26 protein-coding genes are annotated in these 23,366 nt (G+C 71.2%); 10 read left to right on the top strand and 16 right to left on the bottom strand.

All coding sequences use genetic code 11. The features are described from left to right. Positions 1-84 precede the first annotated feature (84 nt). From NE234_RS01555 to NE234_RS01525, 7 genes are all read right to left on the bottom strand, one after another. On the bottom strand, positions 85-468 hold the full coding sequence (locus NE234_RS01555) for a VOC family protein (RefSeq protein ID WP_252776129.1): 384 nt from the start codon (positions 466-468) through the stop codon (positions 85-87). A 79-nt stretch (positions 469-547) separates the two neighbouring features. Beyond that, the gene (locus NE234_RS01550) at positions 548-931 is read right to left on the bottom strand and encodes a VOC family protein (protein WP_252776127.1); all 384 of its coding nucleotides are present in this window, start codon (positions 929-931) and stop codon (positions 548-550) included. Positions 932-990: 59 nt separating this feature from the next. Continuing rightward, entirely contained in the window at positions 991-2,424 is a 1,434-nt protein-coding gene (gene gltX, locus NE234_RS01545; protein WP_308206821.1) for a glutamate--tRNA ligase, read from the bottom strand. Further along, positions 2,417-3,181 carry a fumarylacetoacetate hydrolase family protein gene (locus tag NE234_RS01540; protein ID WP_252776125.1) on the bottom strand — a complete coding sequence of 255 codons (765 nt, stop codon included), beginning with the start codon at positions 3,179-3,181 and terminating at the stop codon, positions 2,417-2,419. The genes gltX and NE234_RS01540 overlap by 8 nt, the downstream gene beginning before the upstream one ends. Positions 3,182-3,261: 80 nt before the next feature. Further along, a complete protein-coding gene (locus tag NE234_RS01535; protein ID WP_252776124.1) occupies positions 3,262-4,152 on the bottom strand; it encodes a cellulose binding domain-containing protein in 891 nt (296 codons plus the stop codon). Between the two features lie 112 nt (positions 4,153-4,264). Continuing rightward, entirely contained in the window at positions 4,265-4,462 is a 198-nt protein-coding gene (locus tag NE234_RS01530) for a hypothetical protein (protein WP_252776121.1), read from the bottom strand. An 8-nt stretch (positions 4,463-4,470) separates the two neighbouring features. Further along, positions 4,471-4,719, bottom strand: coding sequence for a hypothetical protein (locus tag NE234_RS01525; RefSeq protein WP_252776118.1), 249 nt, complete (start codon positions 4,717-4,719; stop codon positions 4,471-4,473). A gap of 489 nt (positions 4,720-5,208) precedes the next feature. Between NE234_RS01525 and NE234_RS01520 the strand changes: the two genes are divergently transcribed. Continuing rightward, complete coding sequence (locus tag NE234_RS01520; RefSeq protein WP_252776117.1) at positions 5,209-5,559, top strand: antibiotic biosynthesis monooxygenase family protein; 351 nt, start codon at positions 5,209-5,211, stop codon at positions 5,557-5,559. A gap of 169 nt (positions 5,560-5,728) precedes the next feature. Further along, positions 5,729-6,502: an SDR family NAD(P)-dependent oxidoreductase gene (locus NE234_RS01515; protein WP_252776115.1), complete on the top strand. Its 774-nt coding sequence runs from the start codon at positions 5,729-5,731 to the stop codon at positions 6,500-6,502. A gap of 48 nt (positions 6,503-6,550) precedes the next feature. On the opposite strand, the gene cimA is transcribed toward NE234_RS01515, so the two are convergent. Continuing rightward, positions 6,551-8,122 carry a citramalate synthase gene (cimA, locus tag NE234_RS01510; RefSeq protein ID WP_252776112.1) on the bottom strand — a complete coding sequence of 524 codons (1,572 nt, stop codon included), beginning with the start codon at positions 8,120-8,122 and terminating at the stop codon, positions 6,551-6,553. A 334-nt stretch (positions 8,123-8,456) separates the two neighbouring features. Here cimA and NE234_RS01505 point away from each other — a divergent pair, with 334 nt between their 5' ends. Together NE234_RS01505 and NE234_RS01500 are read left to right on the top strand one after the other, a co-directional pair. Then, positions 8,457-9,047 (top strand): Uma2 family endonuclease, encoded by a 591-nt coding sequence (locus NE234_RS01505; RefSeq protein WP_252776111.1) that lies wholly within the window; start codon positions 8,457-8,459, stop codon positions 9,045-9,047. Then, complete coding sequence (locus tag NE234_RS01500; RefSeq protein WP_252776109.1) at positions 9,044-9,382, top strand: hypothetical protein; 339 nt, start codon at positions 9,044-9,046, stop codon at positions 9,380-9,382. The genes NE234_RS01505 and NE234_RS01500 overlap by 4 nt, the downstream gene beginning before the upstream one ends. A gap of 87 nt (positions 9,383-9,469) precedes the next feature. Here the strand turns inward: NE234_RS01500 and NE234_RS01495 are convergent, their stop codons facing one another. From NE234_RS01495 to NE234_RS01485, 3 genes are all read right to left on the bottom strand, one after another. After that, positions 9,470-10,567, bottom strand: a complete 1,098-nt coding sequence (locus NE234_RS01495; RefSeq protein ID WP_252776107.1) for a branched-chain amino acid aminotransferase — start codon at positions 10,565-10,567, stop codon at positions 9,470-9,472. A 145-nt stretch (positions 10,568-10,712) separates the two neighbouring features. Beyond that, positions 10,713-11,759, bottom strand: coding sequence for a 3-isopropylmalate dehydrogenase (locus NE234_RS01490; protein WP_252776106.1), 1,047 nt, complete (start codon positions 11,757-11,759; stop codon positions 10,713-10,715). 47 nt (positions 11,760-11,806) lie between these two features. Next, a complete protein-coding gene (locus NE234_RS01485; RefSeq protein WP_252776104.1) occupies positions 11,807-13,039 on the bottom strand; it encodes an ROK family transcriptional regulator in 1,233 nt (410 codons plus the stop codon). A gap of 137 nt (positions 13,040-13,176) precedes the next feature. Here NE234_RS01485 and NE234_RS01480 point away from each other — a divergent pair, with 137 nt between their 5' ends. Continuing rightward, positions 13,177-14,583 carry an APC family permease gene (locus tag NE234_RS01480; RefSeq protein ID WP_252776103.1) on the top strand — a complete coding sequence of 469 codons (1,407 nt, stop codon included), beginning with the start codon at positions 13,177-13,179 and terminating at the stop codon, positions 14,581-14,583. Next, a complete protein-coding gene (locus tag NE234_RS01475; protein ID WP_252776101.1) occupies positions 14,580-15,482 on the top strand; it encodes an ROK family protein in 903 nt (300 codons plus the stop codon). The genes NE234_RS01480 and NE234_RS01475 overlap by 4 nt, the downstream gene beginning before the upstream one ends. On the opposite strand, the gene NE234_RS01470 is transcribed toward NE234_RS01475, so the two are convergent. Both NE234_RS01470 and serA read right to left on the bottom strand, forming a co-directional pair. After that, positions 15,479-15,616, bottom strand: coding sequence for a hypothetical protein (locus tag NE234_RS01470; RefSeq protein WP_252776099.1), 138 nt, complete (start codon positions 15,614-15,616; stop codon positions 15,479-15,481). The genes NE234_RS01475 and NE234_RS01470 overlap by 4 nt on opposite strands. A 254-nt stretch (positions 15,617-15,870) precedes the next feature. Beyond that, positions 15,871-17,454: a phosphoglycerate dehydrogenase gene (serA, locus tag NE234_RS01465; protein ID WP_252776097.1), complete on the bottom strand. Its 1,584-nt coding sequence runs from the start codon at positions 17,452-17,454 to the stop codon at positions 15,871-15,873. Positions 17,455-17,638: 184 nt separating this feature from the next. Here serA and NE234_RS01460 point away from each other — a divergent pair, with 184 nt between their 5' ends. Next, a complete protein-coding gene (locus tag NE234_RS01460) occupies positions 17,639-18,313 on the top strand; it encodes an SseB family protein (protein ID WP_252776095.1) in 675 nt (224 codons plus the stop codon). 11 nt (positions 18,314-18,324) lie between these two features. On the opposite strand, the gene NE234_RS01455 is transcribed toward NE234_RS01460, so the two are convergent. Continuing rightward, positions 18,325-18,648 (bottom strand): response regulator transcription factor, encoded by a 324-nt coding sequence (locus NE234_RS01455; protein WP_252776093.1) that lies wholly within the window; start codon positions 18,646-18,648, stop codon positions 18,325-18,327. Between the two features lie 366 nt (positions 18,649-19,014). Here NE234_RS01455 and NE234_RS01450 point away from each other — a divergent pair, with 366 nt between their 5' ends. The 3 genes from NE234_RS01450 to NE234_RS01440 all read left to right on the top strand — a co-directional run bounded on the left by NE234_RS01450 (position 19,015) and on the right by NE234_RS01440 (position 21,375). Further along, entirely contained in the window at positions 19,015-19,464 is a 450-nt protein-coding gene (locus tag NE234_RS01450) for a DUF3592 domain-containing protein (protein ID WP_252776090.1), read from the top strand. A gap of 43 nt (positions 19,465-19,507) precedes the next feature. Beyond that, the gene (locus NE234_RS01445; protein WP_252776087.1) at positions 19,508-20,011 is read left to right on the top strand and encodes a hypothetical protein; all 504 of its coding nucleotides are present in this window, start codon (positions 19,508-19,510) and stop codon (positions 20,009-20,011) included. A 116-nt stretch (positions 20,012-20,127) separates the two neighbouring features. Next, positions 20,128-21,375, top strand: a complete 1,248-nt coding sequence (locus tag NE234_RS01440) for a hypothetical protein (RefSeq protein ID WP_252776085.1) — start codon at positions 20,128-20,130, stop codon at positions 21,373-21,375. Between the two features lie 70 nt (positions 21,376-21,445). On the opposite strand, the gene NE234_RS01435 is transcribed toward NE234_RS01440, so the two are convergent. Together NE234_RS01435 and NE234_RS01430 are read right to left on the bottom strand one after the other, a co-directional pair. Then, the gene (locus NE234_RS01435) at positions 21,446-22,129 is read right to left on the bottom strand and encodes a response regulator (protein WP_252776083.1); all 684 of its coding nucleotides are present in this window, start codon (positions 22,127-22,129) and stop codon (positions 21,446-21,448) included. Continuing rightward, positions 22,126-23,301: a sensor histidine kinase gene (locus NE234_RS01430; protein ID WP_252776082.1), complete on the bottom strand. Its 1,176-nt coding sequence runs from the start codon at positions 23,299-23,301 to the stop codon at positions 22,126-22,128. Before NE234_RS01430 ends, NE234_RS01435 begins: the two co-directional genes overlap by 4 nt. Positions 23,302-23,366: the final 65 nt, after the last annotated feature.

Raw genomic sequence — 23,366 nt, 5'->3', positions numbered from 1 at the left:
CAGTACCGAGGATTCTTGCTGTTACAACGACGGAAATCCTCGGCGCTGAGGCTCAAGCGCGCCGCCCTCGCCGGCGGCCTCCCCTCAGGCGTCCGGCAAATAGAGGCAGAACGGGTGGCCTGCCGGGTCGAGGCAGACGCGTACGTGGTCCTGGGGCTGGTAGTCCGCGAGGACGGCGCCCTGGGCGAGAGCGTGCGCGACCGCGGCGTCCAGGTCGTCGACCGCGATGTCGAGGTGGGCCATCATCCGCTGGTGGCCCCGATCGCCGGGCCATGCGGGCCGTACGTAGCCCTCATCCGTCTGGAAGGACAGGCCGGCGCCGCCGTCGGGCGCGGCCAGCACGACCCACTCGGGTTCGTCCTCCACGGCCTCCCAGCCCAGCAGCCGCCGGTAGAAGCCGGCGAGTTCCCGCGCGTCGGTCGAGTCCAGGACGACACCGGTCAGTTTCAACCTCGGACGGTCGCTCATCGCACTCCTTTACCGGGCCGCCGGCCCAGGGGGGACGGTGATCAAGATTAGGCCGCCATGCTCCACCAAGGCGTACGGGTCAGGCGCCGGGCAGGGCCAGGCAGAACGGGTGGCCGACGGGGTCGAGGCAGACCAGAGCGCGGTCCTGGGGCTGGTGCTCGGCGAGGACGGCGCCCTGTTCGAGGGCGTACGCGACGGCGGCGCTCAGGTCGTGGACCCGGATGTCCAGGTGGGCCATCATCTGCTGGTGGTCCGCCTCGGCGGGCCAGGTCGGCGGGACGTACTCCTTCGCCGTCTGGAAGGACATGCTCGGTCCGCCGCCCGGCGGGGCCAGCTTCACCCACGCGGGGTCGTCGTGGACGGTGTCCCAGCCCAGCAGCCGCCGGTAGAAGCCGGCGAGCTCGCGGGCGTCGGGCGCGTCCAGGACGAAGCCGATCAGGGACAGCTCGGGCCGATCGCTCATGGCGCTCCCTCGGGCGTGGACGGTCGTGGCGGGACCGTCCATGCCCGTCGGGAGTCCGGCTATTCCGCCGAGAGCCGGTCGAGTGCCGCCCGTACGCGGGCGAGGGTGCGGTCCCGGCCGATGATCTGAAGCGACTCGAACAGCGGCAGGCCGACCGTGCGGCCGGTGACGGCCACGCGGATCGGGGCCTGCGCCTTGCCGAGCTTGAGGCCGTGGCGGGCGCCGATCTCCTCGGCCCGCGTCTTGAGCTCCTCGGCCGTCCACTCCGCGTCCTGGAAGGCCTCCAGGGCGCCCCGGAGGATGTCCGCGGCGGGCTCCTTCATGCCCTTCTTCCAAGAGGCCTCGTCGATCACCGGCTCGTCGAGGAACGCGAAGTCGACCATGGCCGTGATCTCCGACAGCACCGCGACGCGCGTCTGGGCCAGCGGCGCGAGCCGGGCGAAGACCGCCGGGTCGTACCGCTCGGGCGACCACGAGGCGTACGGCTCGCGGAGCCAGGGCTCGCACCGCTCGATGAAGTCCTCGACCGGCAGCGCCCGGATGTACTCGCCGTTGAACGCGCGCAGCTTCTTGACGTCGAAGAAGGCCGGCGAGGGATTGACGTCCTCGAGCCGGAACTCCTCCTCGATCACGCTCCACGGGACGATCTCGCGGTCGCCGGACGGCGCCCAGCCCAGGAGCATGAGGTAGTTGCGCATGGCCTCGGCGAGGAAGCCCTCGGCCTGGTAGTCCTCCAGCGCGACCTTGTCGCGGCGCTTGGAGAGCTTCTGCCGCTTCTCGTTCACGACGACCGGAACGTGCGCCCAGACCGGCGGCTGGGCACCGAGCGCCTCCCACAGCAGCTGCTGCTTCGGCGTGTTGGACAGGTGCTCCTCGGCCCGGATGACGTGCGTGATGCCCTGGATCATGTCGTCGACGACGTTGGCGAGCATGAACAGCACCGAGCCGTCGCCGCGCGCGATGACGAAGTCCTCGATGTTGGCGTTCTCGAACGTCGGCTTGCCGCGGATCAGGTCGACGACGGTCGTCACGCCCTCGTCCGGGGTGCGGAAGCGCAGGGCGCGCCCGGGGCCCGCCTCCAGGCCGCGGTCGCGGCAGTGGCCGTCGTAGCCGCGGTAGGAGTCGCCGGTTCGCGCGATCACGTCGTCGCGCGTGCAGTCGCAGAAGTACGCGCGGCCGTCCGCGCGCAGCCGCTCGACGGCCTTGCGCTGCTCGTCGGCGTTGGCGGACTGGAAGTACGGCCCTTCGTACTCGTCCTCGTCGATGCCCAGCCACGCGAGGGCGCGGATGATCCCCTCGGTCCACTCCGGGCGGTTGCGGGAGGCGTCGGTGTCCTCGATGCGCAGCACGAGCGTGCCGCCGTGCTGGCGGGCGAACACCCAGTTGTGCAGCGCCGAACGCGCTCCCCCGACGTGGAACATTCCGGTCGGCGACGGCGCGAACCGGACTCTGACGGTGCCGGAGGCGTGCTCCGGGGAAGAAGGGTCAGTCACGGGACACCACTGTATTGCTGAGCGTGCCGATCTTCTCGATCGTCACGGACACCTCGTCGTCGACCTGCAGCGGCCCCACGCCCTCCGGGGTGCCGGTGAGGATGATGTCCCCCGGCAGGAGGGTCATGACCCGGCTGACGTACTCGATCAGCTCGGGGACGCCGTGCAGGAGCTGCTTGGTACGGGACGACTGCCGGGTCTCGCCGTTCACCGTGGTGGTGATGGCCAGGTCCGACGGGTCGAGCTCCGTCTCGATCCACGGGCCGAGCGGGCAGAACGTGTCGAAGCCCTTCGCCCGCGTCCACTGCCCGTCGCGCTGCTGAAGGTCGCGCGCCGTGACGTCGTTGGCGCAGGTGTAGCCGAGGATGACGTCCGCAGCGCGCGACGCCGGGACGTCGCGGCAGAGGCGGCCGATGACGACGGCGAGCTCGCCCTCGTAGTCGACCCGCTCGGACAGGCTCGGATAGGCGATCGTCTCGCGGTGACCGATCACCGCGGTGGACGGCTTCATGAAGATGACCGGCTCGGCGGGCGGCTCGCCGCCCATCTCACGGGCGTGCTCGGCGTAGTTCTTGCCGATCGCGACGACCTTGCTCGGCAGGATCGGCGCCGTCAGCCGCACGTCCGCCAGGGGCTGACGCTCCCCGGTGAGCTGGATCTCACCGAACGGGTGGGCGGCGATGGTGGCGATGGTCTCGTCGTCCTCGACCACGCCGAAGGACAGGCCGCCGTCTTTGGTGAACCTCGCGATACGCACGATACGAGGCTATCGACACCGCGACAGTGCGCCCGCCCCCGGCCTCGGTCCGGCCGGGCCCGGTCACCGGGTTCGGCGGCTCAGCCTGCGACGAAGGCACACGGTGCGCCGTTGAGACGGCAGCCGGTCGGCATCGACGGCGCGCCGGAGCCCCCGAACCGCACCTGCAGGGACGCGCCGGGCGCGATCGGCGGGGAGGTCGGCTTTCCCGTGAGGACCGTCTCCGCTCCCCTGCGCTGCAGCACGGCGTCCCAGGTGTTGTGGATGTCGGCGCCCGGATACGTGAAGGACAGCGTCCAGGAGCGCATCGGCCGGTCCCCGTGGTTGGCGATCGTGACGGTGCCCTCGAAGTAGCCCGCGTCGCGCTCGACGGTGCGGTACGCGACCTGCGCGGCCGGGGTGAGTGCGTCGTGGGTCGGCGAGGACGGGCACGGCCCGTGCCCGCAGGGGGCGGGCGCCTTCACCGGGCCGCTCGACGTGCCGTGCGCCACCACCAGGATCCCGACCGCGGCCAGCAGCACGGCCGCGCCCCCGACGATCAGGGCGAGCCTCCGCGAGACCCGTCCGCCGGTCCCGGCCGGGTCCGGCGACCGCCGCGGGGCGCCCGGTGGAAGGGGGGCGCCCTGCTCCCCCGCGTACGGCAGCGGCTCCTCCACGGTCGCCGGCGTGCCGTACGGGCCCGGCGGCGGGGTGGGGACGCCCTGCTCCACGGTCGGCGGCGCGTCGAACCGGGCGGGGGCACCCTCGGCCACGGTCATCGGCGCGTCGTACGAGGTGGGGACACCCTCGGCGATGGTCATGGACGCGTCGTACGAGGCCGGGACGCTCTCCTGTACGGTCGCCGGCGCGCCGGGCGGCGGGACGACCGGCCGCAGCTGCACGTCGGTCGCCGGTACGGGCCGCGCGGGGCGCGGTATCTCCTCGGTCGCCCGCAGGTGCGGGAGAACCTCCTCGCCGTCCCGATCACCCACCGTCGCGCCACCTCCCTCTCTTTCTGGTTCTGACGATCGGCGGGCCGGGTTGGTTCAGAACGCGCGAGCGCCCGCACGGTCGGGTTCGTGCGGGCGCTCGCCGGTGTGGTGGCTACGAGGACTCGAGCGGCCGGTCGAAGGCCCGGCAGGCGGCGAGCCGCTGCTGCCGGTCCAGCATCGCCGTGATCGACTTGACGGCCTCAGGCCGCCGGCGGCCGGCGTCCGCCAGCCAGTGGCCGGCCTCGGCGATCAGCCGGAGCTCGGCGTCCCGGTCGTACCGCAGCGAGTTCGTACGTCGCTTGGAAGGCATGCGACCTCTCAATCGCCGATGATCTTGTCGAAGAACATGAAGGCGCTGACGAAGGCGACTCCGCCCGCCGCCACCGCCGCCGCGGGCCGGTGATCACCGATGAAGGTGAGCACCCCGGCGAGCACGGCGGTGACGAGGGCGTACAGGGCGATCAGCCCCGTCCGCGGCGAGAAGTGCGGACCACGCGGAGCCGCGGATTCACCGGGCCCCATCGCGTCGTTCCTCTGGCCACTGCGGCCGAAGACACGTACAGTCATGGTCGTTCGAACCTCCTGAGATTCGGACTTTCCGAAGTCGACGGCCTCCTGCTGCAACAGGGGGCCGTCGCTTTTTTGCGCCACGACGACCCTGGCCGTACGGGGAGAGTTTGGCGCTTAATGACCTTCGTCCGCTACCGATTCTCCAACCTCGGGTGACTTTTCGGTATCCCGAAGGTCTCTTCCTCTAGACGACGACGCCAGGATGAGGTTCTCACCTGTGGCGATCCGCGTTAAACAGAATTAGATTCCGAACGGTTCCCGACCCTACGGCGACCACTCATTGTGATCACGATATCGGCTTACAAAGAGGCGGAATCCCGACATACCGCCGCCGATGCACGCCCTATTCGGCCGTTCATTTGCACGTGCACAGGCACGTTCCTATTTCGTGGCACGTGCGCGTCGGAGCGACGCGGCGAACGACACGCCGGGCCTTCGGGGTGCCCCTGGCGGGGAGCGGCGGGCGCGTCAGGAGAGGATTTCCCCATGAGCATCGTGAAGATCAACGTGCTGACCGTGCCCGAGCCCATGCGCGAGGAGCTGGAGCGCCGGTTCGCCGGGCGCGCCGGGCTCGTCGAGGAGGCCGACGGCTTCGAGGGCTTCGAACTGCTGCGCCCGGTCGAGGGGACCGACCGCTACCTCGTCTACACGCGCTGGCGCAGCGAGGAGGACTTCCAGCGCTGGACGGAGAGCCGGGCGTTCGCGGAGGGACACGCCCAGGCCGCGTCCGAGCGCGGGCCCGCCGAGGGACACGGCCATGGGCACGGCGGCCCGGCCGCGAGCGGCGCCGAACTCTGGTCATTCGAGGTGGTCGAGCAGGCCGAGCCCAAGGGGTGACCCGCCGGCCGGTCCGGAGGACGGCGAGTCGGGGACCGGACGGACACCCAGGGGGGCAGAGCACTCTGCGTGAGGACGGAGCCTAGAGTACGTCGGGCAAGGTCCCGCGAACCGGACGCACCCGCGAGGGTCCCCGCCCCCACCGCGGCAGTCACTGCAGGAGGTCGTCATGCCCGATGTGGCAGGTGTTCGGGTGCTCATCACTGGAGGGACGAGCGGTCTCGGCCTGGCGATGGCGCGGGGTCTCGTCAACGGTGGCGCCCGCGTGCTGATCACGGGCCGTGACGCGGAGCGCGTACGCGGAGCCGTGTCCACGCTGTCCGGATGCCCCGGTTCGATCGACGGCATCGTCATGGACGTGCGCGACGAGGCGTCGGTGCGCCGCGGCGTCGAGGAGGCGGTCCAGAGGCTGAGCGGGCTGGACGTCCTGGTGAACAACGCGGGCCTGGGGATGAGACACGTCAACCCCCGCTTCCTCAGCGAACCGCAACCCTTCTGGGAGGTCGCCGCGGACGGCTTCCGGGACGTCGTCGACACCAACCTCACCGGGTACTTCCTCGTCGCCCGCGCCGTCGCCCCCCGCTTCGTCGAGCAGGGCCACGGCAAGATCATCAACATCTCGATGAATCACGAGACCATGCGGCGCCGGGGCTTCGTCCCGTACGGGCCGTCCCGCGCCGGCGCCGAGTCGCTGTCCGCGATCATGGCTGCGGACCTCGCCGACCACGGTGTCACCGTCAACATGCTGCTGCCCGGTGGCGCGACGGTCACCGGGATGATCCCCGACGACGTCCCCGCGGCGGTCCGTGACGCCCTGCTGGACCCGGCGATCATGGAGGACCCCGTTCGCTGGCTCTGCTCCGCGGACTCGGACGGGGTGACCGGCGAGCGGGTCGTGGCCACCGAGTTCGACGCGTGGCTCAAGGATCACTTCCGGCCCTGACAGCCAGGAGTCGGGTCACCCGGAGGGGTGACCCGCCCGGCCCGTACGTCAGGAGGCGCCGTATCCGGCGCGCAGGAGGCAGTAGGTCACCGACTCCGCGAGAGCCTCCCAGGAGGCGGCGATGACGTTGTCCTCGACGCCGACGGTGCCCCACTCGCCGGAGGCGTCGCTGGACTCGATGAGCACCCGGGTGCGCGCGTCGGTGCCGTGCGCACCCTCCAGGATCCGCACCTTGTAATCGACGAGCTCCAGGGCGGACAGCTCCGGGTAGATCCGCTCCAGGGCCAGCCGCAGGGCGCGGTCCAGGGCGTTGACCGGGCCGTTGCCCTCACCGGTCGCGACGATCCGCTCGCCCTTGGCGTGCAGCTTGACCGTCGCCTCGCTGACCATGACGCCGTCGGGCCGGCGCTCGACGATCGTCCGCCAGGACTCCACCTCGAAGTAGCGGGTGCGCTCCCCGTCGACCTCCTCGCGCAGCAGGAGTTCGAACGACGCGTCCGCCGCCTCGAAGGTGTAACCGGCCGACTCGAGCTCCTTGACCCGCTCCACGACCTGCCGCGCCTTGTCGCCGGACAGCTCGTACCCCAGCTCGCGGCCCTTGAGCTCCACCGACGCACGGCCCGCCATGCTGGAGATCAACATGCGCATGTCGTTGCCGACCAGCTCCGGGTCGATGTGCTGGTACAGCATCGGGTCGACCTTGACCGCCGAGGCGTGCAGGCCCGCCTTGTGGGCGAACGCCGACATGCCGACGTACGGCTGCTGGGAGCTGGGCGCGACGTTGGTCACCTCGGAGACGGCGTGCGCGATCCGCGTCATCTCCCGCAGCTCGACACCGAGGTCGTAGCCGCGCTTGAGCTGCAGGTTGCCGACGACCGTGAAGAGGTTCGCGTTGCCGCTGCGCTCGCCGTACCCGTTGGCGCAGCCCTGGACGTGCGTGACCCCGGCGCGTACGGCCGCGAGGGTGTTGGCCACCGCGCAGCCGCTGTCGTCGTGGCAGTGGATGCCCAGCCGCGCGCCTTCGGCCGCGACCGCGGCGACGACGTCGGCCAGTTCGTCGGGCAGCATCCCGCCGTTGGTGTCGCACAGGGCGATGACGTCCGCGCCGGCCTCGGCGGCGGTCCGCACGACCTCCAGGGCGTAGGCCGGGTTCGACCGGTAGCCGTCGAAGAAGTGCTCGGCGTCGAGGAAGACCCTCTGGCCCTCCGCACGCAGGTGGGAGACGGTGTCGCGGATCATCGCGAGGTTCTCCTCCAACGTCGTGCGGAGGGCCAGCTCGACGTGCCGGTCGTGACTCTTGGCGACAAGGGTCACGACCGGCGCGCCGGACTCGCGCAGCGCGGCCACCAGAGGGTCGTCCGCGGCCTTCGCGCCGGCCCGGCGGGTCGCGCCGAACGCGGCGAGCTGCGCGTGCTTGAGATCGAGCTCGGTCCGGGCGAGCCGGAAGAACTCGGTGTCCTTGGGATTGGCCCCGGGCCAGCCGCCCTCGATGAATCCGACACCCAGCTCGTCGAGGCGGCGAGCGATGATCAGCTTGTCCGCCACGGTGAGGTTGAGGCCCTCCTGCTGGGCCCCGTCGCGCAACGTCGTGTCGTAGACGTGGAAGCCGTCATCCCGCATGGGTCGATCCCCTTGGTAGTCCCGGATTGTGCGCCGGCGCCGCAAAACAAAATGACCCCTCACGGGACGTGAGAGGTCTGCGCGCCGGCGGAGTGCTCGTCTAGGTGCCGGCGCGCCAGCCGATAATGACCAGGCTGCTGCGCATGATGGCACCGAGTTTGCCACATCCCCGCCGCGACGGACACATCCGTCTCACCATCCGAGACGCAACCCGCCCACCAGCGCCTTCACCCTACCTTCACCTCTGATTGGTCCTCACGGGCCAGCGCATTGCAGCTACGATGCGTTACTTGCCGCGACGGACCGTATGGATGGACGGACGAGGGGGCCGAGGTTGGAGACCGACGCACGCACCGACATCGAGCGCCGCTTCGAGGAGCTGAGTGAGCACTGGCCGGACCGCAGAGTCGAGGTCATCGATGGCCGGATAGTGGTCAGAGAGCTGTCGACCGCCGGGCACGCCGACATCGTCTTCCGGCTCCTCCTCCAGCTCATGCCGTACGTCATTGAGCGCAGTTGGCAGATCTGGCCGGAGGTCACGCTCTTCCTCGGCCCACAGGTGGACCGGTACCGGCCGGACGTACTGGTCGTGCCGCAGGATCCGCTCCTGTGGGGTGACGATCACGTCTACGGGACCGCCACGTACCTTGTCGTGGAGGTCGTCTCGAAGAGCAGCGCCCGCGACGACCACGAGGTCAAGCCGCGGACCTGCGCGCGCGGGAACGTACCGCTCTATCTGGTGATCGACGCATTCGCCGGGAAGGCCCGGTTGCTCAGCCACCCCGGCGAGGCCGGGTACGCGCAGGAGGTGCACGTCAACCTCGGGGAGCCGCTGCGCCTGCCGGAACCCTGGGACCTGGTGATCGACACCGGCCGGCTGACCGGTCAGAATTCTTCTGACCGGCCTTCGGGAGGAATCGGGTGAGCACGGGGCAACGACGGCCCGTACCGGGACAGGTCGTCTCTTGGGACGCCGAGGCGGGTTGGGGGGTGCTGACCTCGCCGGAGGTGCCCGGCGAGGTGTGGGCGCACTTCTCCGCCATCCGCCTCGCCGACCCCGGCGGCTACCGCGTGCTGTGCCCTCGGGAGTCCGTCCTGTTCACCTGGGAGGAGGCCGATCAGGACGGCTACTCCTTCCGGGCGGTCGAAGTCCGCCGGGCATCGGATGTCACCGGCTCACCGGCCTGGGGACAGGACGAGTCCGGCGACCACCCCGGATACAGGTCCGAGCTGGACCTCCGCTGGGACTCGGACCGGTAGCGCGCACCGCGGAGGAGACGAGCGTCGGCCGGCGGCCCGGCCGAGGGCGCGTCCCCCGTCGGGAGACGCCCCCTCGGCGGGGTCGCGTCAGGCGATCTTGTGGATCCAGCCGTACGGGTCGGGGCGGTCGCCGTACTGGATGCCGACGAGTTCCTCGCGGAGCCGCATGGTGACGGGGCCGGGCTCGCCGGAGCCGATGAGCCACTCGTCCTTGGCGCTCTTGACCCGGCCGACCGGGGTGATCACGGCGGCGGTGCCGCAGGCGAACACCTCGGTCAGTTCCCCGGAGGCGTTGCCCTCGCGCCACTGGTCGGTGGAGATGCGGCCCTCCGAGGCGGGGATGCCTAGGTCGGGGGCGAGCTTGAGGAGCGCGTCCCGCGTGATGCCGGGCAGCAGCGTGCCGGTCAGCGAGGGCGTCATGACGCGGGCGTCCGCGCCGGAGCCGTACACGAAGAAGAGGTTCATGCCGCCCATCTCCTCCACCCAGCGGTGCTCGTTGGCGTCGAGCCACACGACCTGGTCGCAGCCCTCCTGGACGGCCTGGGCCTGGGCGACGAACGCGGCGGCGTAGTTGCCGCCGCACTTGGCGGCGCCGGTGCCGCCCGGGGCGGCCCGGGTGTACTCCTCCGACAGCCACACCGAGACGGGCTTGATCCCGCCGGTGAAGTAGGCACCCGAGGGCGAGGCGATGACGATGAACAGGTACGACGAGGACGGGCTGTTCACGCCGAGGCCGCGCTGCGTCGCGATGATGAAGGGACGCAGGTAGAGGCTGTGGCCCTCATGGGTGGGGACCCAGTCGCGGTCGGCGTCGACGAGGAGCTCCAGGGACCGGACGAAGGTCTCCTCGGGGATCGGCGGCATCGCCATCCGCTCGCAGGAGGCGTTGAAGCGGGCGGCGTTGGCGTACGGGCGGAAGGCGACGATCGATCCGTCGGCCCGGCGGTAGGCCTTCAGGCCCTCGAACAGCTCCTGGGCGTAGTGGAACACCGCGGTCGCCGGGTCGAGGGTCAGCGGCGCGTACGGCTCGAGGCGCGCGTCGTGCCAGCCGCGCTCCGTGTCCCACCGGATCGTGATCATGTGGTCCGTGAAGACCTGGCCGAAGCCGGGCTTCTCAAGGAGTCGTTCGCGCTCGTCCGCCGACGCGCGGTGGTCGGAGAGCCGGATGTCGAAGTCGATGCTCATCTGAGGTCCTCTCGCGGTACGGCCTCGTCGCCGCTCCGTACCCATTGTCGCCTTTTGTCGCGTTCAAGTCTCCTTACCGCACGGCAGCCCAAAACGGGCGCGCCGTGGGGCGCGCCCGGAGGGTTTCCTTATGGAGAGGCGCGCCCTAGCCGGCTACTCGCTCGGCGATGTCGTCGCCCGCTTCACGGGTCGAACGCGCGGCCCAGGCGCCCTGACGCTCGATGAGGTCGTCGGCGACGGCCTGCTCGACCTTGCGCGCCTCGTCGGTCAGCCCGAGGTGGTCCAGGAGCAGCGCGACGGAGAGGATCGTGGCGGTCGGGTCCGCCTTGCCCTGCCCGGCGATGTCGGGAGCGCTGCCGTGCACGGGCTCGAACATGCTCGGCGCCGCGCCGGTGGGGTTGATGTTGCCGCTGGCGGCCAGCCCGATGCCGCCCGCCACCGCCGCGCCCAGGTCGGTGATGATGTCGCCGAACAGGTTGTCGGTGACGATCACGTCGAAGCGCTCCGGCTGGCTGACGAAGAACATCGTGGCGGCGTCGACGTGGGAGTAGTCGACGTCGATGTCGGGGAATTCGGCGGCCACGGCGTCGACCGTACGCGACCAGAGGTCTCCCGCATAGACCAGAACGTTGTTCTTGTGCACGAGGGTGAGCTTCTTGCGCGGGCGGCGGGCCGCCTGCTCGAAGGCGTAGCGCACGACGCGCTCGACGCCGAACGCGGTGTTGAGGCTCTCCTGCGTCGCGACCTCGTGCGGCGTGCCCTTGCGGAGGACGCCGCCGGCCCCGGCGTACGGGCCCTCGGTGCCCTCCCTGACGACCAGCATGTCGATGTCCTCGGGCCGGGTGTCGGCGAGGGGCGTCTCGACGCCCGGGTAGAGCCGGACCGGCCGCAGGTTGACGAAGTGGTCGAGCTCGAAGCGCAGGCGGAGCAGCAGGCCACGCTCCAGGACGCCGCTCGGCACGCTCGGGTCGCCGACGGCGCCGAGCAGGATGGCGTCGTGCTGCCGGATCTCCTCCAGCACGGAGTCGGGCAGCGTCTCACCGGTCTTGTGCCACCGGGCCGCGCCCAGGTCGTACGGCGTCTGCTCGATCTTCATGCCGAGCGCGTCGAGGACCTTGAGACCTTCGGCGACGACCTCGGGGCCGATGCCGTCGCCCGGAACGACGGCCAGCCGGATGCTGCGGGAAGCCATGAACGTACCTTAGCGGCTCGTCTCAATTCATGAGAACTCGTCTCACACTATGGGCGATTCGTGACCGTTCCGGGGAGGTCGGCCGCACCGGTGATGGCCCGGTCGAACACCAGCGCGCGGGCGGTCGCCAGCCCGGTCGCCAGCGTGCCCAGGACGACGGCCTCATCGCCCAGCGGCGACACCTCGACGCGCGGCGCGCCGAGCGGGGTCATCGTCTCCAGCCGGTCGCGGACCTCGCCGAGGAAGACGTCGGCGCCGTGCCCGCCGATCCCGCCGCCGAGGACGATGAGCTCCGGGTCGAGCAGCGCGATCACACCGGCCAGCGCGTGGGCGACGTGGTCGGCCTCCCGCGCCACCGCGCGCACCGCCGCCGGTTCACCGTCGCGCGCCTCGTCGAAGACGCGCTTCGCGGTGATCTCGCCGGTCATCCCCATCCGCCGTGCCGTGGCGACCACCGCCGGGGCCGAGGCGACCGACTCCAGCATCCCGTGCCGCCGGGAGTCCGCGGCGTGCGCGAGCGGGTCGGTCTCCCCCATCGGCAGGAAGGCGATCTCCCCGGCGGCGCCGCGCGCGCCGCGGTACAGCCGGCCGTCGACGATGATCCCCATGCCGATGCCGGTGCCGATCGACACGTAGACGAAGTGCCGCAGGTCGGCGCCCAGGCCGTAGCCCTGCTCGCCGAGCGCGGCCAGGGCGATGTCGTTCTCGATCGCGAACGGCGCGGGCAGCCGCTCGGCGAGCTTCGCGGTGACGCCGGGTTCGTTCCAGCCGGGGATGTTCGGCGCGAGGTGCAGGCGCTCGTTGTCGGGGTCGTACACGCCGGGCGTGCCGAGGACGATGTGCGTGATCTGCCCGCCGGCCGCGGCCGCGAGGTTGTCGACGATCTCGCCGAGCTGGTCGATCAGCGCGCCGGCGTCGCCGGAGTCCGCGGGGACGTCCTCCCGTACGGCGATCTCCCCGCCGAGGTCGGCGAGGGCGGCGCGCACCCACTGGCGGCCGACGTCCAGGCCGATCACCCAGCCGGCCTCGGGGCGGATCTCGTACAGCAGCGCGGCGCGGCCCGCGTTGCCGGTCCGGTGCCCCACCGGGCGGACGAGTTCGGCCCGCTCCAGGTCGGCGAGGGCCAGGGAGATCGTCGGCTTGGACAGCCCGGTCGCCTCGGCCAGCTGCGGCCGTGAGACCGGGCCGAGCAGGCGGATCCGCTCGTACACGGCCCGCTCGTTCATGATGCGCAACACGCTCGTCGTGTTGGCCGTCTCCCCGCCGCTGGGCACCGCCATCCCCTCCCCGTGGGTCGCTGACGGAAGTGTCGCACGTCCCTCTGGGCTTGCTTTGTTAGGGAGCCTCTCTTACATTCTCTGCAACGTCGCTCACCAGCGAGAAGGCGGTAACGCGCCACGAAAGGGAGTGGGGAGTCATGTCGTCTCCCACGGCTCCGGGGTTCGAACGACGCCTCGGACTGTTCCAGGCCACCACCGTGAACATGACCCAGATGTGCGGCATCGGGCCGTTCGTCACCATCCCCGCCATGGTCAGCGCTCTGCAGGGCCCGCAGGCCATGTTCGGCTGGCTGATCGGCGCGATCATCGTCGTCGCGGACGGCCTCGTCTGGGCGGAGCTCGGCGCGTCGATGCCCGGCGCCGGCGGAACGTACCTCTACCTGCGCGAGGCGTTCCAGTACCGCACGGGCCGCCTGATGCCGTTCCTGTTCGTGTGGTCGGCGGTGCTGTTCATCCCGTTGATCATGTCGACCGGCGCGATCGGGCTCGTGCAGTACGCCGGCTACCTGTGGCCCGCGCTCGTCCACGGCAACGGGCTGTCGGGACTCGGGCACGTCTTCGCCGTGGGCGTCGTCGTGCTGGTGGTCCTGGCGCTCTACCGCCGGATCGACGACGTCGGCAAGCTCACCTCGATCTTCTTCGTCGTCATGCTCGTCACGGTGCTCGGCGTGATCATCGCGGCGTTCACCCACTTCCACGGCAGCGTCGCCTTCGGCTTCCCGGACGACGCGGGCTCGAAGTTCTTCAGCGGGCTGGGCGCCGGCCTGGTCATCGCGGTCTACGACTACCTCGGCTACAACACCAGCGCCTACCTCGGCGCGGAGGTGCGCGACCCGGGCCGGGTCATCCCGCGCTCGATCGTCTACGCGATCCTCGGCATCATGGCGCTGTACTTCCTGCTCCAGGTCGGCGTGCTCGGCGTCGTGCCGTGGCAGGAGGCGAAGAACTCCAGCTCGGTCGCCTCGCTCGTGCTCGAACGCGCCTGGGGCAAGGGCGTCGCGCAGGTCTTCACGGTCGGCATCATCATCACGGCGTTCGCGTCCGTCTTCGCCGGGCTGCTCGGCGGCTCGCGGGTGCCCTACAACGCGGCGCGCGACAAGGTGTTCCTCCCGTGGTTCGGGCGGCTGCACCCGCGCCTGCACTTCCCCACCGCCGGTCTGTACGCGATGGGCGTCATCACGGCGGTCGGCTCGCTGTTCACCCTCACCGACGTGATCAGCATGCTCACCACGGCGTTCGTGCTCGTGCAGTCGATCGCGCAGATCGTCGCCCTCACCGTGCTGCGCAGGCGGCAGCCGGACCTGCCCCGGCCGTACAAGATGTGGCTCTACCCGCTGCCGAGCATCGTCGCGCTGGCCGGGTGGGTCTACATCTACCAGGCCGCCGGGGCCAAGCCGATCCTGCTCTCCCTCGCCTGGCTGGCCCTCGGTGTCATCGCCTACCTGCTCTGGGCCCGCGCTGAGAAGACCTGGCCGTTCGGGCCGAAGGAGATCAGGGAGTCCTTCGTCGGGCCCGCCGAACCCCAGGGGCAGGCCGCCGCATGACGACGGGCATGACGTCGGTCGGCGAGTTCGTGCTCGGGATCGACTTCGGGGGGACCAAGGTGGCGCTCGCGACGGCTAGCGCCACCGGAGAACGGCTGCGCGGCACGCGCCTGCCGACCCGCGCCGCCGACGGCGCGGACGAGGTGATGCGCCGGGTCCTGGACGCGGCGCACGGCCTCATCGCCGAGACGCCCGGCCGCCTCGTCGCGGCCGGCGTGTCGACGTTCGGGGTGATCCGCGAGGGCCGCGTGCGCCTCGCGCCGAACGTGCCGGGCTGGGACGACCTGCCGCTGCCCGCCCTGCTCCAGGACGGGCTCGGCGTGCCGGCCGTACGCGTCGACAACGACGTCAACGCCGCGGCCGCCGCGGAACTGCGCTGGGGACGGCTCCAGGACGCCGACGTGGGCCTCTACGTCAACTTCGGCACCGGGACCGGCGCGGCGCTGGTGGTCGGCGGCCGGGTGGTGCCCGGGACGCACGGCGCGGCGGGCGAGATCGGGTACCTGCTGCGCGAACCGGCCGAGCCGGGATACGCGCAGGGGCGCGCGCCGCTGGAGGAGTACACCTCCGGAAGCGGGCTGGCCGCCCGCGGTTCCGCGCTGCTCGGCGAGCGGGTCACCGCGGAGGCGCTGTTCGCGCGCCGGGACGAGCCGGCGGTGGCGGCCCTGCTCGACGACGCCGCCGCGGCGGTCGGGATGGCGGTCGCCAATCTGACGACCTTCCTCGACCCCGAACGCGTCGTCGTGGGCGGCGGGATGACCGAGGCGTTCCTGCCCGCCGTACGCGCGGCGATCGGCCGGGCCGTGCCCTTCCCGCCGCCGGTCGAGGCCGCGCGGTTCGTCGACGACGCGGCGCTGATCGGCGCGGTGGCCCTCGGCGTCGGGGCCGTCGGAGACTAGCGGCCGGCGGCGCCGCCGTTGTCGCGGCGGTCCAGCGCGGTCTGCACGGCTCTGACCGCCTCTTCGGCGGCGTCGTCGGCAGGGGTCCAAGCGGAAGTGGCGTCCATGGGAATCGTCTCCGTGAAGATCGTCATCAGGGCGAGCGGATCAGTCGGGACCGACGGCCGGCGGCACACTCCGCGGCGGGTCGCCGGCCTGCCCGGGATCAAGCCCCGCCACGGCGGCGAAGGGTGAGCACGAAGCGCCGCATGACCTTCTCGACGCTACCCGCTGCGTCCCGGCGTGTCTCGCCTCGCGACCAGGAATCTCACATCGCAAGACACGTTCCGGGGTGAGCCTCTGTCACCTGCGGACTCTCCGCCGCCCGCCCTGATGGTGGATCTCCCCGTCAGAGATCGACGCGACGGCCCTGCTCGGCGCCGATCTCCTCGACGATCGCGTCGACGAGCTCGGGGGTCAGCGCGGAGTCGACGGTCAGGGCGATCAGCGCCCGGCCGCCCTTCTCGTGCCGCCCCACCTGCATGCCGGCGATGTTGACGCCCGCGTCGCCGAGCAGGCGGCCCACCACACCGACCATCCCGGGCCGGTCGGCGTAGGTGAAGAAGCCCATGTGCGCCGCCGGGGTGATCTCCATGGCGTAGCCGTTGACCTCGACGATCCGCTCCACGTGGCGCGGCCCGGTCAGCGCGCCGGAGACCGAGACGACCGCGCCGTCGGGCATCGTGCCGCGGACCGTCAGGAGATTGCGCCAGTCCGGGCTCTCCTCGTCGCCGGTCAGCGTCACCTCGACGCCCCGGGCCCGGGACAGGAGGGGCGCGTTGACGTACGTCACGGCCTCCTCGACGACGTCGGTGAACGCGCCCTTCAGCGCGGCCAGCTCCAGGACCTTCACGTCGTGGGCGGCGATCTCCCCGCGCGCCTCGACCTCGACGCGCACGGGCAGGCCGCCGGCGAGCGCGGTGAAGATCCGCCCGAGCTTCTCCGCCAGCGGCAGCGCCGGCTTGACCTCTTCGGCGACGACGCCGCCGCGTACGTTGACCGCGTCCGGCACGAACTCGCCGGCGAGCGCCAGCCGTACCGAACGCGCCACCTGGGTGCCGGCCTTCTCCTGCGCCTCGTGGGTGCTCGCCCCGAGGTGCGGCGTGACCACGACGTTGTCGTGCTGGAACAGAGGGCTGTCCGTGCACGGCTCGGTGCGGAACACGTCGATGCCCGCGCCCGCGACGCGCCCCTCCTTGAGCGCGAGGTCGAGGGCGTCCTCGTCGACGATGCCGCCGCGCGCGGCGTTGACGATCCGCACGGACGGCTTGACCAGCCGCAGCTCACGGTCGCCGATCAGGCCGAGCGTCTCGGGGGTCTTCGGCAGGTGGACCGTGATGAAGTCGCTGTCGCGCAGCAGCTCGTCGAGCGGGACGAGCCGCGCGCCGAGCTGCGCGGCATGGGCCGCCTGGACGTACGGGTCGTAGGCGATCACCCGCATCCCGAACGCGGCGAGCCGCTGCGCGACGAGCACGCCGATGCGGCCCAGCCCGAGCACGCCGAGCGTCTTGTCCTGCAGCTCGACGCCGGTGTACGCGGCGCGCCGCCACTCACCGCGCTTCAGCGAGGAGTGGGCCTGCGGGATGTTGCGGGCGGTGGCCAGCAACAGCGCGATCGCGTGCTCGGCGGCCGTCACGATGTTGGAGGTCGGCGCGTTCACGACCATGACGCCGGCCCTGGTCGCCGCCTCGACGTCGACGTTGTCGAGGCCGACTCCCGCGCGGGCCACGACGCGCAGCCGGGTCGCGGCCGCGAACACCGCCGCGTCCACCGTGCTCGCGCTGCGGACGATCAGGGCGTCCGCGCCGGCGGCCGCGGCGACCAGCGCGTCGTGGTCGGCGCCGTCGACGCGGCGGATCTCGAAGTCCGGCTCCAGGAGTGCCAGACCGGCGGGTGAGAGCTCTTCGGCGATGAGGACCACAGGCCTGCTCACGAGGACCCCCTACGTGTGGCTGCACGGCGTGGGGGCGTGCGTCGATCCCGAGCGCCCTCGGCGTGACCTCGCCCTACACGATGGTAGTAACGGCCGGTGAACATGCCAGTGAGACGAGGCGAATAACCGGTCCGGTGGCCAGGATCGGCCCATGGGGCATCGCCCACGCACTAGTGTCGGGCGTATGGCTAATGGAAACCCGAAGCTGGCCGACGTGCTCGCTCAGCGCGGTGAACCTGAGGAGATCCTGCGCGCGCTCGTCGACGGCGGGGTCCTCATCGTGACGAACCCCGACGGCTCGGTCCTCGTGGGGCAGCTGGAGGACGAGTCCGTCGCGCTGGCCGCCTTTACACGCCCGGAGGCGTACAGCGAGAAGTCCGCGAGCGAGGAGTTCCAGCACGCCGACGCGGCCCTGCTGCTGGAGATCGCCCGCAGCGGCGAGGTCCAGGCGATGGTGATCGACCCGGAGAGCGACGACGCCGCTCTCATCCCGTTCAGCGACGTCCAGGGCTTCCTCGTCACCCAGGGCATGGGCGTCGACGAGGACGTCGAGGTGGCGTTCCGCGCCAGCGAGCACGAGCTGGTCGGGCCCCTGAAGGAAGGCGTCGCCGAGCGGCTCTCGGACTACCCCGCGGTCGAGCGGGTGTGGATCTCCGACGTCCGGATGCCCAGCGGCGTGGAGGGCATCATGCTGCACGTCGTGATCTCCGAGGGCGGCGACCCGCAGCTGGCCAACGAGCTGCTGCAGGCGACGATGGAGAAGCTGCCGGCCAGCGACGTCCCGGTGTTCGCCCACGTCGCCGACGCCGAGAGCGAGGAGTTCCTCGCCGACATGAACGCCGACGTCGTCCGGCGCTGACCGATCGGCCCTCACCGCCGGGTGCCGGGCGGGACGAGCGCGTTCTCGTACGCGTACATCACGGCGTGCACCCGGTCCCGCAGGCCGAGTTCGTCCAGGACACGGCCGAGATGCGTCTTGACCGTCGTCTCGGCGATGGACAGCGTCCGGGCGATCTCCGTGTTGGTCCTCCCCTCCACCACCAGGTCGAAGACCTCGCGTTCACGGGCGGTGAGCCGGGCCAGGGCCGCCGGCGGCCGGGCCCGGGCACGCCGCCTGCCGGTGAACGCCTCGATCAGCGGCCCGGTCACCCCCGGGGAGATGAGCGCGCCGCCGCCGGCACGACTGATCCTCATAGGCGACGCCGGTGTGCGATCCCGTCTGGAGGAGTTCTCGCACACCGGCGCCGGGCGAGGCCGTCACGACACCTGTGATCAGGATCCGGTCGGTGCACTCTCGGCGTACGGTGGCGACCCAGCGTTCGGCTATCGCGTTCGCTCCTGGTGCGCGGACCGGTGCGCGGATCACCCGCGCGCCCAGCGAGGTGAACACCTCGTCGAGGTTCCTGGTCCCTGGCCGGCAGTGGCGCGTGCCGGGGGCATCCCCGAGCCGGAGAAGCCCCGCCGGAGGCATGTCCGGCCGATCCTGCCGGTGACGCCGAGCGTGATCACGATCACGCGTAGGTCCGCAAACCGTCCCGCTCTCCCTCGCGTCGCAACACCTTGATCGGCTATGGGCGGAAGGCGGGTGCGGCGGTGGTACTCCTGGGTTTTTCGGTCCTGGCGGGGCCGGCGTGCCTTGTCGTCCAGATACGTGAGGTGCGGCTGCAGGGCCGGCTGCAACGGCAGGGCATACGGGTCCAGGGGACCGTGAGCCGCTACAAGAGGGAATGGTCCGGAGCGGGCGAGTCCGCCGGCCGGGTCACGTTCGCGATGGTGAGCTTCGCTGACGCGTACGGCAATGTGCACGAATGCAAACCCACCCGCTCGGGCGTCCGGCACCGGCCGATCGGCCTCGCTGTCCCGGTGATCTACCTGCCCGACTCCCCCTCCACCACCGCCCGCATTGACCGGCGCTCGGACCGACGGCAGCGCATCATCCTCGGGTTCGTGGCCAGCGCGGTCTTCATAGTCTTCCCGTTCGTGCTCCTCGCTTTCGGCGGTGTCCGATAGTCCGTCAAAGCGGGTTAGGTTCAGCCACGCACCTGGAGGGTTCATGTTCCCGCTTGTTCGCACGCGCCGGTTCGCCTTCGCCGCCGTCGCCGTCGCCGTCGGGGTCGGTGTGTTCGGGGGGCTTGCCCTGCTAGCCGCGTCCGTCTTCATCAACAACGTCAACAGCGGGATCAGCAAGGGAGATCCGGATCCTCAAGGGAACAGCATCATCGCGGTTTGCTCAGACGTGCCGTTCCACGTGTGGTACACCGCGAACATCGGGACCGAGACCCGACCTGACAACAGGAAATTCAGCGAAGCGGTGAGGGGTGGCACCGATCACGCCCGTAACCCGTTCGACAAGGACGGGCACCGGCGCTGCCCGCAGTACGGTTCGGCCTTCGGGTCCCGGGTGGACTTCAAAGCGCCGGGTCTGAACGACGGGCAGCCGTTCTCGGTGACCGCGCTGGTCGATCACAAGCATTTTCTGGTCGTCCGCTTTACCAAAAACGCCGACGGTACGGTCACCGGGACCCAGGAACCGGTCGGTGTGCCTGCGTCCCCATGAGCCGGTCGGCTACTGGGCTGACCCGTCGCGCATCGCCGGCCCCACCGTACCCGGTGTCGCGCGGGTGGAATGGACCGGCAAGCCGGGAGGCGGGCTGGCACATGCGAGGGAGCGATATGGGATTCGATAGGGGACGGCAGCGCGGGGAGACCTCCCGGCGGCAGATGCTTGCCTTGTCCGGAGGTGCCGTGCTGGCGGCCCTGGGGACGGCGGCCTGCGGCCCGGACGGGAACGATTCCTCTCCCGCCGCGAGCTCCTCCTCCAGCCCGGGCACGGTGAGCGCGCCGCCTGCCTCCGGCGTACTCGCTGCCAATGTCAACCAGGCCCTGGAGAAGATCGACTACGCCGAGCTGCAGGCGGTCTCGGGCACCTGGATACGCGGCTTCTATCTGATGTCCAACGCCGACCAGGGGAACCCCGCGACCCAGACCGGATTCGCGAAGTTGCTCCAGGCGGCCGCCCACGGCTACGGCACCGTGCTGACCACGAAGTTCCAGTACCAGAACAAGCCCATCCCCACACCCGGCAGCCCGGCCATGAAGACCGCCCTGGCCCGGCTGGACAAGGTCCTGGCCGCGACCATGGGCAAGGTCGACATCCTGACCATCGGCAACGAGCCCTTCTTCGAGACGAGCAAGACGGACCGCGAAACTCCCCGTATCAACACCTTCTACGAGGCGCTCGCCCTGCACGCCGCCCAATACCGGCAGAAGCACTTCGGAGCGAACTGCAAGACCAAGATCTACATGGGAGCGCTCACCGCCCTCTACCGGCCCGGCGCCGAAACCGCGCAGACGCGGCGCTGGATGACCTTCACCGCCCACACCCCGTCCATCGCAGGCGTGGACATCCACCCGCACGTACCCAGCCCGGCCGCGGCGAAGAAGTACCTCGACTACGTGCTGCCGTTCCTCCGCAGCGACCAGAAGTTCCTCGCCACCGAGTTCTCCCTGGTACAGCTCTGGAAGCGACACATGGGCGACGCGGTGAACCCGGCCTTCGCCCGCAGCCACGGCATCGCGAAGGGGACCCCCGTGTGGCAGGTCATCAAGGACGCCGCCCAGCACCCCTTCGACGAGCAGGAGTGGAACGACTTCCTACTCTCCAACACGTGGTACGCGGACAACAAGAACTTCCTGACCGACCAGATGGAGCGCTTCCGCAGCACCGGGAAACTCGCCGTGGCCGCCTACGGCATCACCCAGGCCTCAGCGATGCCAAAGGACTTCGGCCCGAACAGCACTCCCTGGGTGCTCAACAGCATGTTCTGCCCGTACGTGTGCAAGCCCGAACCCAGCGGCCTGCCCGGCCGAAACCGCACATGGTGCCGCCAGTTCCGCGCCCTACAGCACTACCGAGCTTGACCTCTGATCCCAGGAACGCGGACGTTGCGCATGCGCACGCCGACGTCGTCCGGCGCTGACCGATCGGCCCTCACCGCCGGGTGCCGGGCGGGACGAGCGCGTTCTCGTACGCGTACATCACGGCATGCACCCGGTCCCGCAGGCCGAGTTTGTCCAGGACACGGCCGAGATGCGTCTTGACCGTCGTCTCGGCGATGGACAGCGTCCGGGCGATCTCCGTGTTGGTCCTCCCCTCCACCACCAGGTCGAAGACCTCGCGTTCACGGGCGGTGAGCCGGGCCAGGGCCGCCGGCGGCCGGGCCCGGGCACGCCGCCTTCCGGTGAACGCCTCGATCAGCGGCCCGGTCACCCCCGGGGAGATGAGCGCGCCGCCGCCGGCGGCGGCGCGGACGCCCAGGAGCAGTTCCTCCGGCGGCGCGTGCTTCAGCAGGAACCCGCAGGCCCCCGCGCACAGCGCCTCGTAGACGTACTCGTCCAGGTCGTAGGTGGTCAGGACGACGACGCGCGGCGCGGGGCCGGGCGATCCGGTGAGGATCCGGCGGGTCGCCGCCAGGCCGTCCAGCACGGGCATCCTGATGTCCATCAGCACGACGTCGGGGTGGACCTCGCGGGCGCGTGCCACCGCCTCCGCACCGTCGGCTGCCTCGGCGACCACGGTGAGATCCGCCTGTGCGCCCACCAGCGCGACGAGACCCGCGCGCACGAGCGCCTGGTCGTCGGCGATCAGCACGCTGATCGGCGCGCTCGCCGTCATGATCCGCCCTTCCACGCGCCGTACGGAAGCGCCGCGGTCACCCGGAATCCCCCGTCCGTGGCCGAGGCGCGCAGATCCCCGCCCAGCGACTCAGCGCGCTCGCGCATGCCGAGCAGGCCCCGGCCGCCGGACGCCGACCGGCCGCCGCGGCGTCCCCGGCCCGGCGGCCCGTTGGTGATCTCGACGGCGAGGTGATCGTCGAGATAGCGCAGCGCCACCCGGGTCGCGGCGCCGGGCGCGTGCCGGGCGACGTTCGTGAGCGACTCCTGGACGATGCGGTACGCCGACAGCTGCAGGCCGGGACTGAGCTCTCGCGCCCTGCCGGTCACCTCCAGGTCCGCGGGGACACCGGCGTCCCGTGCCATCGCGATCAGCGCGTCGATCTCGGCCAGAGAGGGAACCGGACGCCGGGGGCCGCCCTTCTCGTCGTCCCGCCGGAGCGTGCCGAGCAGGTGGTTCAGCTCGTTCAGCGCCTCGCGGGCGAGCCGCTCGACCGTGCCGAGCGCCTCGGCCGGGGCGGAGCCGGTCAGGCGGGCGGCACCGGCCTGGACGGTGATCGCCGAGAGCTGGTGCACGAGCACGTCGTGCAGCTCACGGGCGATGCGGGTGCGCTCGGTCAGGTGCGCGGCCTCTACGGCGAGCGCGGCCTCGGCCCGGCGCGCGGTCGCCGCGTCCCCGACGAGGAAGGCCGCACCGAGCAGCGCGAACGGCACCCCTGCGACGCGGTGGAGGTTGACCGCGACGCCGACGACCGCTCCGGTGATCAGACCGAGCCAGCCGAGCCACCGCGCGTGTCTCCGTGTCTGTCCGCCGTACGCGCCGACCCCGTACGCGGCGACCAGCACCGCGGCGAAGACCGCGATCGCGTGCTGGTGCAGGGCCGTGCGGACCGCGAGCACGCCGCTCGTGGCCAGCAGGACGGGCACCGGGGCGCGCCGCCGCCAGAGGAACGGGACGGAGGCCGCCAGCTCCAGGCCCAGGTAGCCGAGCACCACGGGCGTCGCCGGAACGTGTGAGGCCGGCTTCCACCACCACGGGACGTCCGGTGCGCCCCAGGCGAACAGGCCCGCAGCGACGGCGGCGTCGACCCGGCGCGGCGTCAGGACCCCACGGGGCACGGCCGGCCCCTTCCATCCCGACCCCTGGCGCGGCGTCACGTCCCCAGCCGACATGACCGGCTCCTCCCAGTCCACCCGGCGCGACCACACGTTCCCGGCAGGCAGGGCCGGTTTCTCCC

The sequence above is a fragment of the Actinoallomurus rhizosphaericola genome, from assembly GCF_024055675.1.
GTDB lineage: Bacteria > Actinomycetota > Actinomycetes > Streptosporangiales > Streptosporangiaceae > Actinoallomurus > Actinoallomurus soli.
The sequence above is the reverse complement of the archived record's forward strand: the minus strand, read 5'-3'. Positions and strand labels throughout refer to the sequence as shown.

What these genes read in the sequence shown, in the direction of transcription:
- NE234_RS01555 (WP_252776129.1), bottom strand. Translation starts at nt 468, where the DNA reads ATGAGCGACCGTCCGAGGTTGAAACTGACCGGTGTCGTCCTGGACTCG.
- NE234_RS01550 (WP_252776127.1), bottom strand. Translation starts at nt 931, where the DNA reads ATGAGCGATCGGCCCGAGCTGTCCCTGATCGGCTTCGTCCTGGACGCG.
- NE234_RS01530 (WP_252776121.1), bottom strand. Translation starts at nt 4,462, where the DNA reads ATGCCTTCCAAGCGACGTACGAACTCGCTGCGGTACGACCGGGACGCC.
- NE234_RS01525 (WP_252776118.1), bottom strand. Translation starts at nt 4,719, where the DNA reads ATGACTGTACGTGTCTTCGGCCGCAGTGGCCAGAGGAACGACGCGATG.
- NE234_RS01520 (WP_252776117.1), top strand. Translation starts at nt 5,209, where the DNA reads ATGAGCATCGTGAAGATCAACGTGCTGACCGTGCCCGAGCCCATGCGC.
- NE234_RS01515 (WP_252776115.1), top strand. Translation starts at nt 5,729, where the DNA reads ATGCCCGATGTGGCAGGTGTTCGGGTGCTCATCACTGGAGGGACGAGC.
- cimA (WP_252776112.1), bottom strand. Translation starts at nt 8,122, where the DNA reads ATGCGGGATGACGGCTTCCACGTCTACGACACGACGTTGCGCGACGGG.
- NE234_RS01495 (WP_252776107.1), bottom strand. Translation starts at nt 10,567, where the DNA reads ATGAGCATCGACTTCGACATCCGGCTCTCCGACCACCGCGCGTCGGCG.
- NE234_RS01490 (WP_252776106.1), bottom strand. Translation starts at nt 11,759, where the DNA reads ATGGCTTCCCGCAGCATCCGGCTGGCCGTCGTTCCGGGCGACGGCATC.
- NE234_RS01485 (WP_252776104.1), bottom strand. Translation starts at nt 13,039, where the DNA reads ATGGCGGTGCCCAGCGGCGGGGAGACGGCCAACACGACGAGCGTGTTG.
- NE234_RS01480 (WP_252776103.1), top strand. Translation starts at nt 13,177, where the DNA reads ATGTCGTCTCCCACGGCTCCGGGGTTCGAACGACGCCTCGGACTGTTC.
- NE234_RS01475 (WP_252776101.1), top strand. Translation starts at nt 14,580, where the DNA reads ATGACGACGGGCATGACGTCGGTCGGCGAGTTCGTGCTCGGGATCGAC.
- NE234_RS01470 (WP_252776099.1), bottom strand. Translation starts at nt 15,616, where the DNA reads ATGACGATCTTCACGGAGACGATTCCCATGGACGCCACTTCCGCTTGG.
- NE234_RS01460 (WP_252776095.1), top strand. Translation starts at nt 17,639, where the DNA reads ATGGCTAATGGAAACCCGAAGCTGGCCGACGTGCTCGCTCAGCGCGGT.
- NE234_RS01455 (WP_252776093.1), bottom strand. Translation starts at nt 18,648, where the DNA reads ATGAGGATCAGTCGTGCCGGCGGCGGCGCGCTCATCTCCCCGGGGGTG.
- NE234_RS01445 (WP_252776087.1), top strand. Translation starts at nt 19,508, where the DNA reads ATGTTCCCGCTTGTTCGCACGCGCCGGTTCGCCTTCGCCGCCGTCGCC.
- NE234_RS01440 (WP_252776085.1), top strand. Translation starts at nt 20,128, where the DNA reads ATGGGATTCGATAGGGGACGGCAGCGCGGGGAGACCTCCCGGCGGCAG.
- NE234_RS01435 (WP_252776083.1), bottom strand. Translation starts at nt 22,129, where the DNA reads ATGACGGCGAGCGCGCCGATCAGCGTGCTGATCGCCGACGACCAGGCG.
- NE234_RS01430 (WP_252776082.1), bottom strand. Translation starts at nt 23,301, where the DNA reads ATGTCGGCTGGGGACGTGACGCCGCGCCAGGGGTCGGGATGGAAGGGG.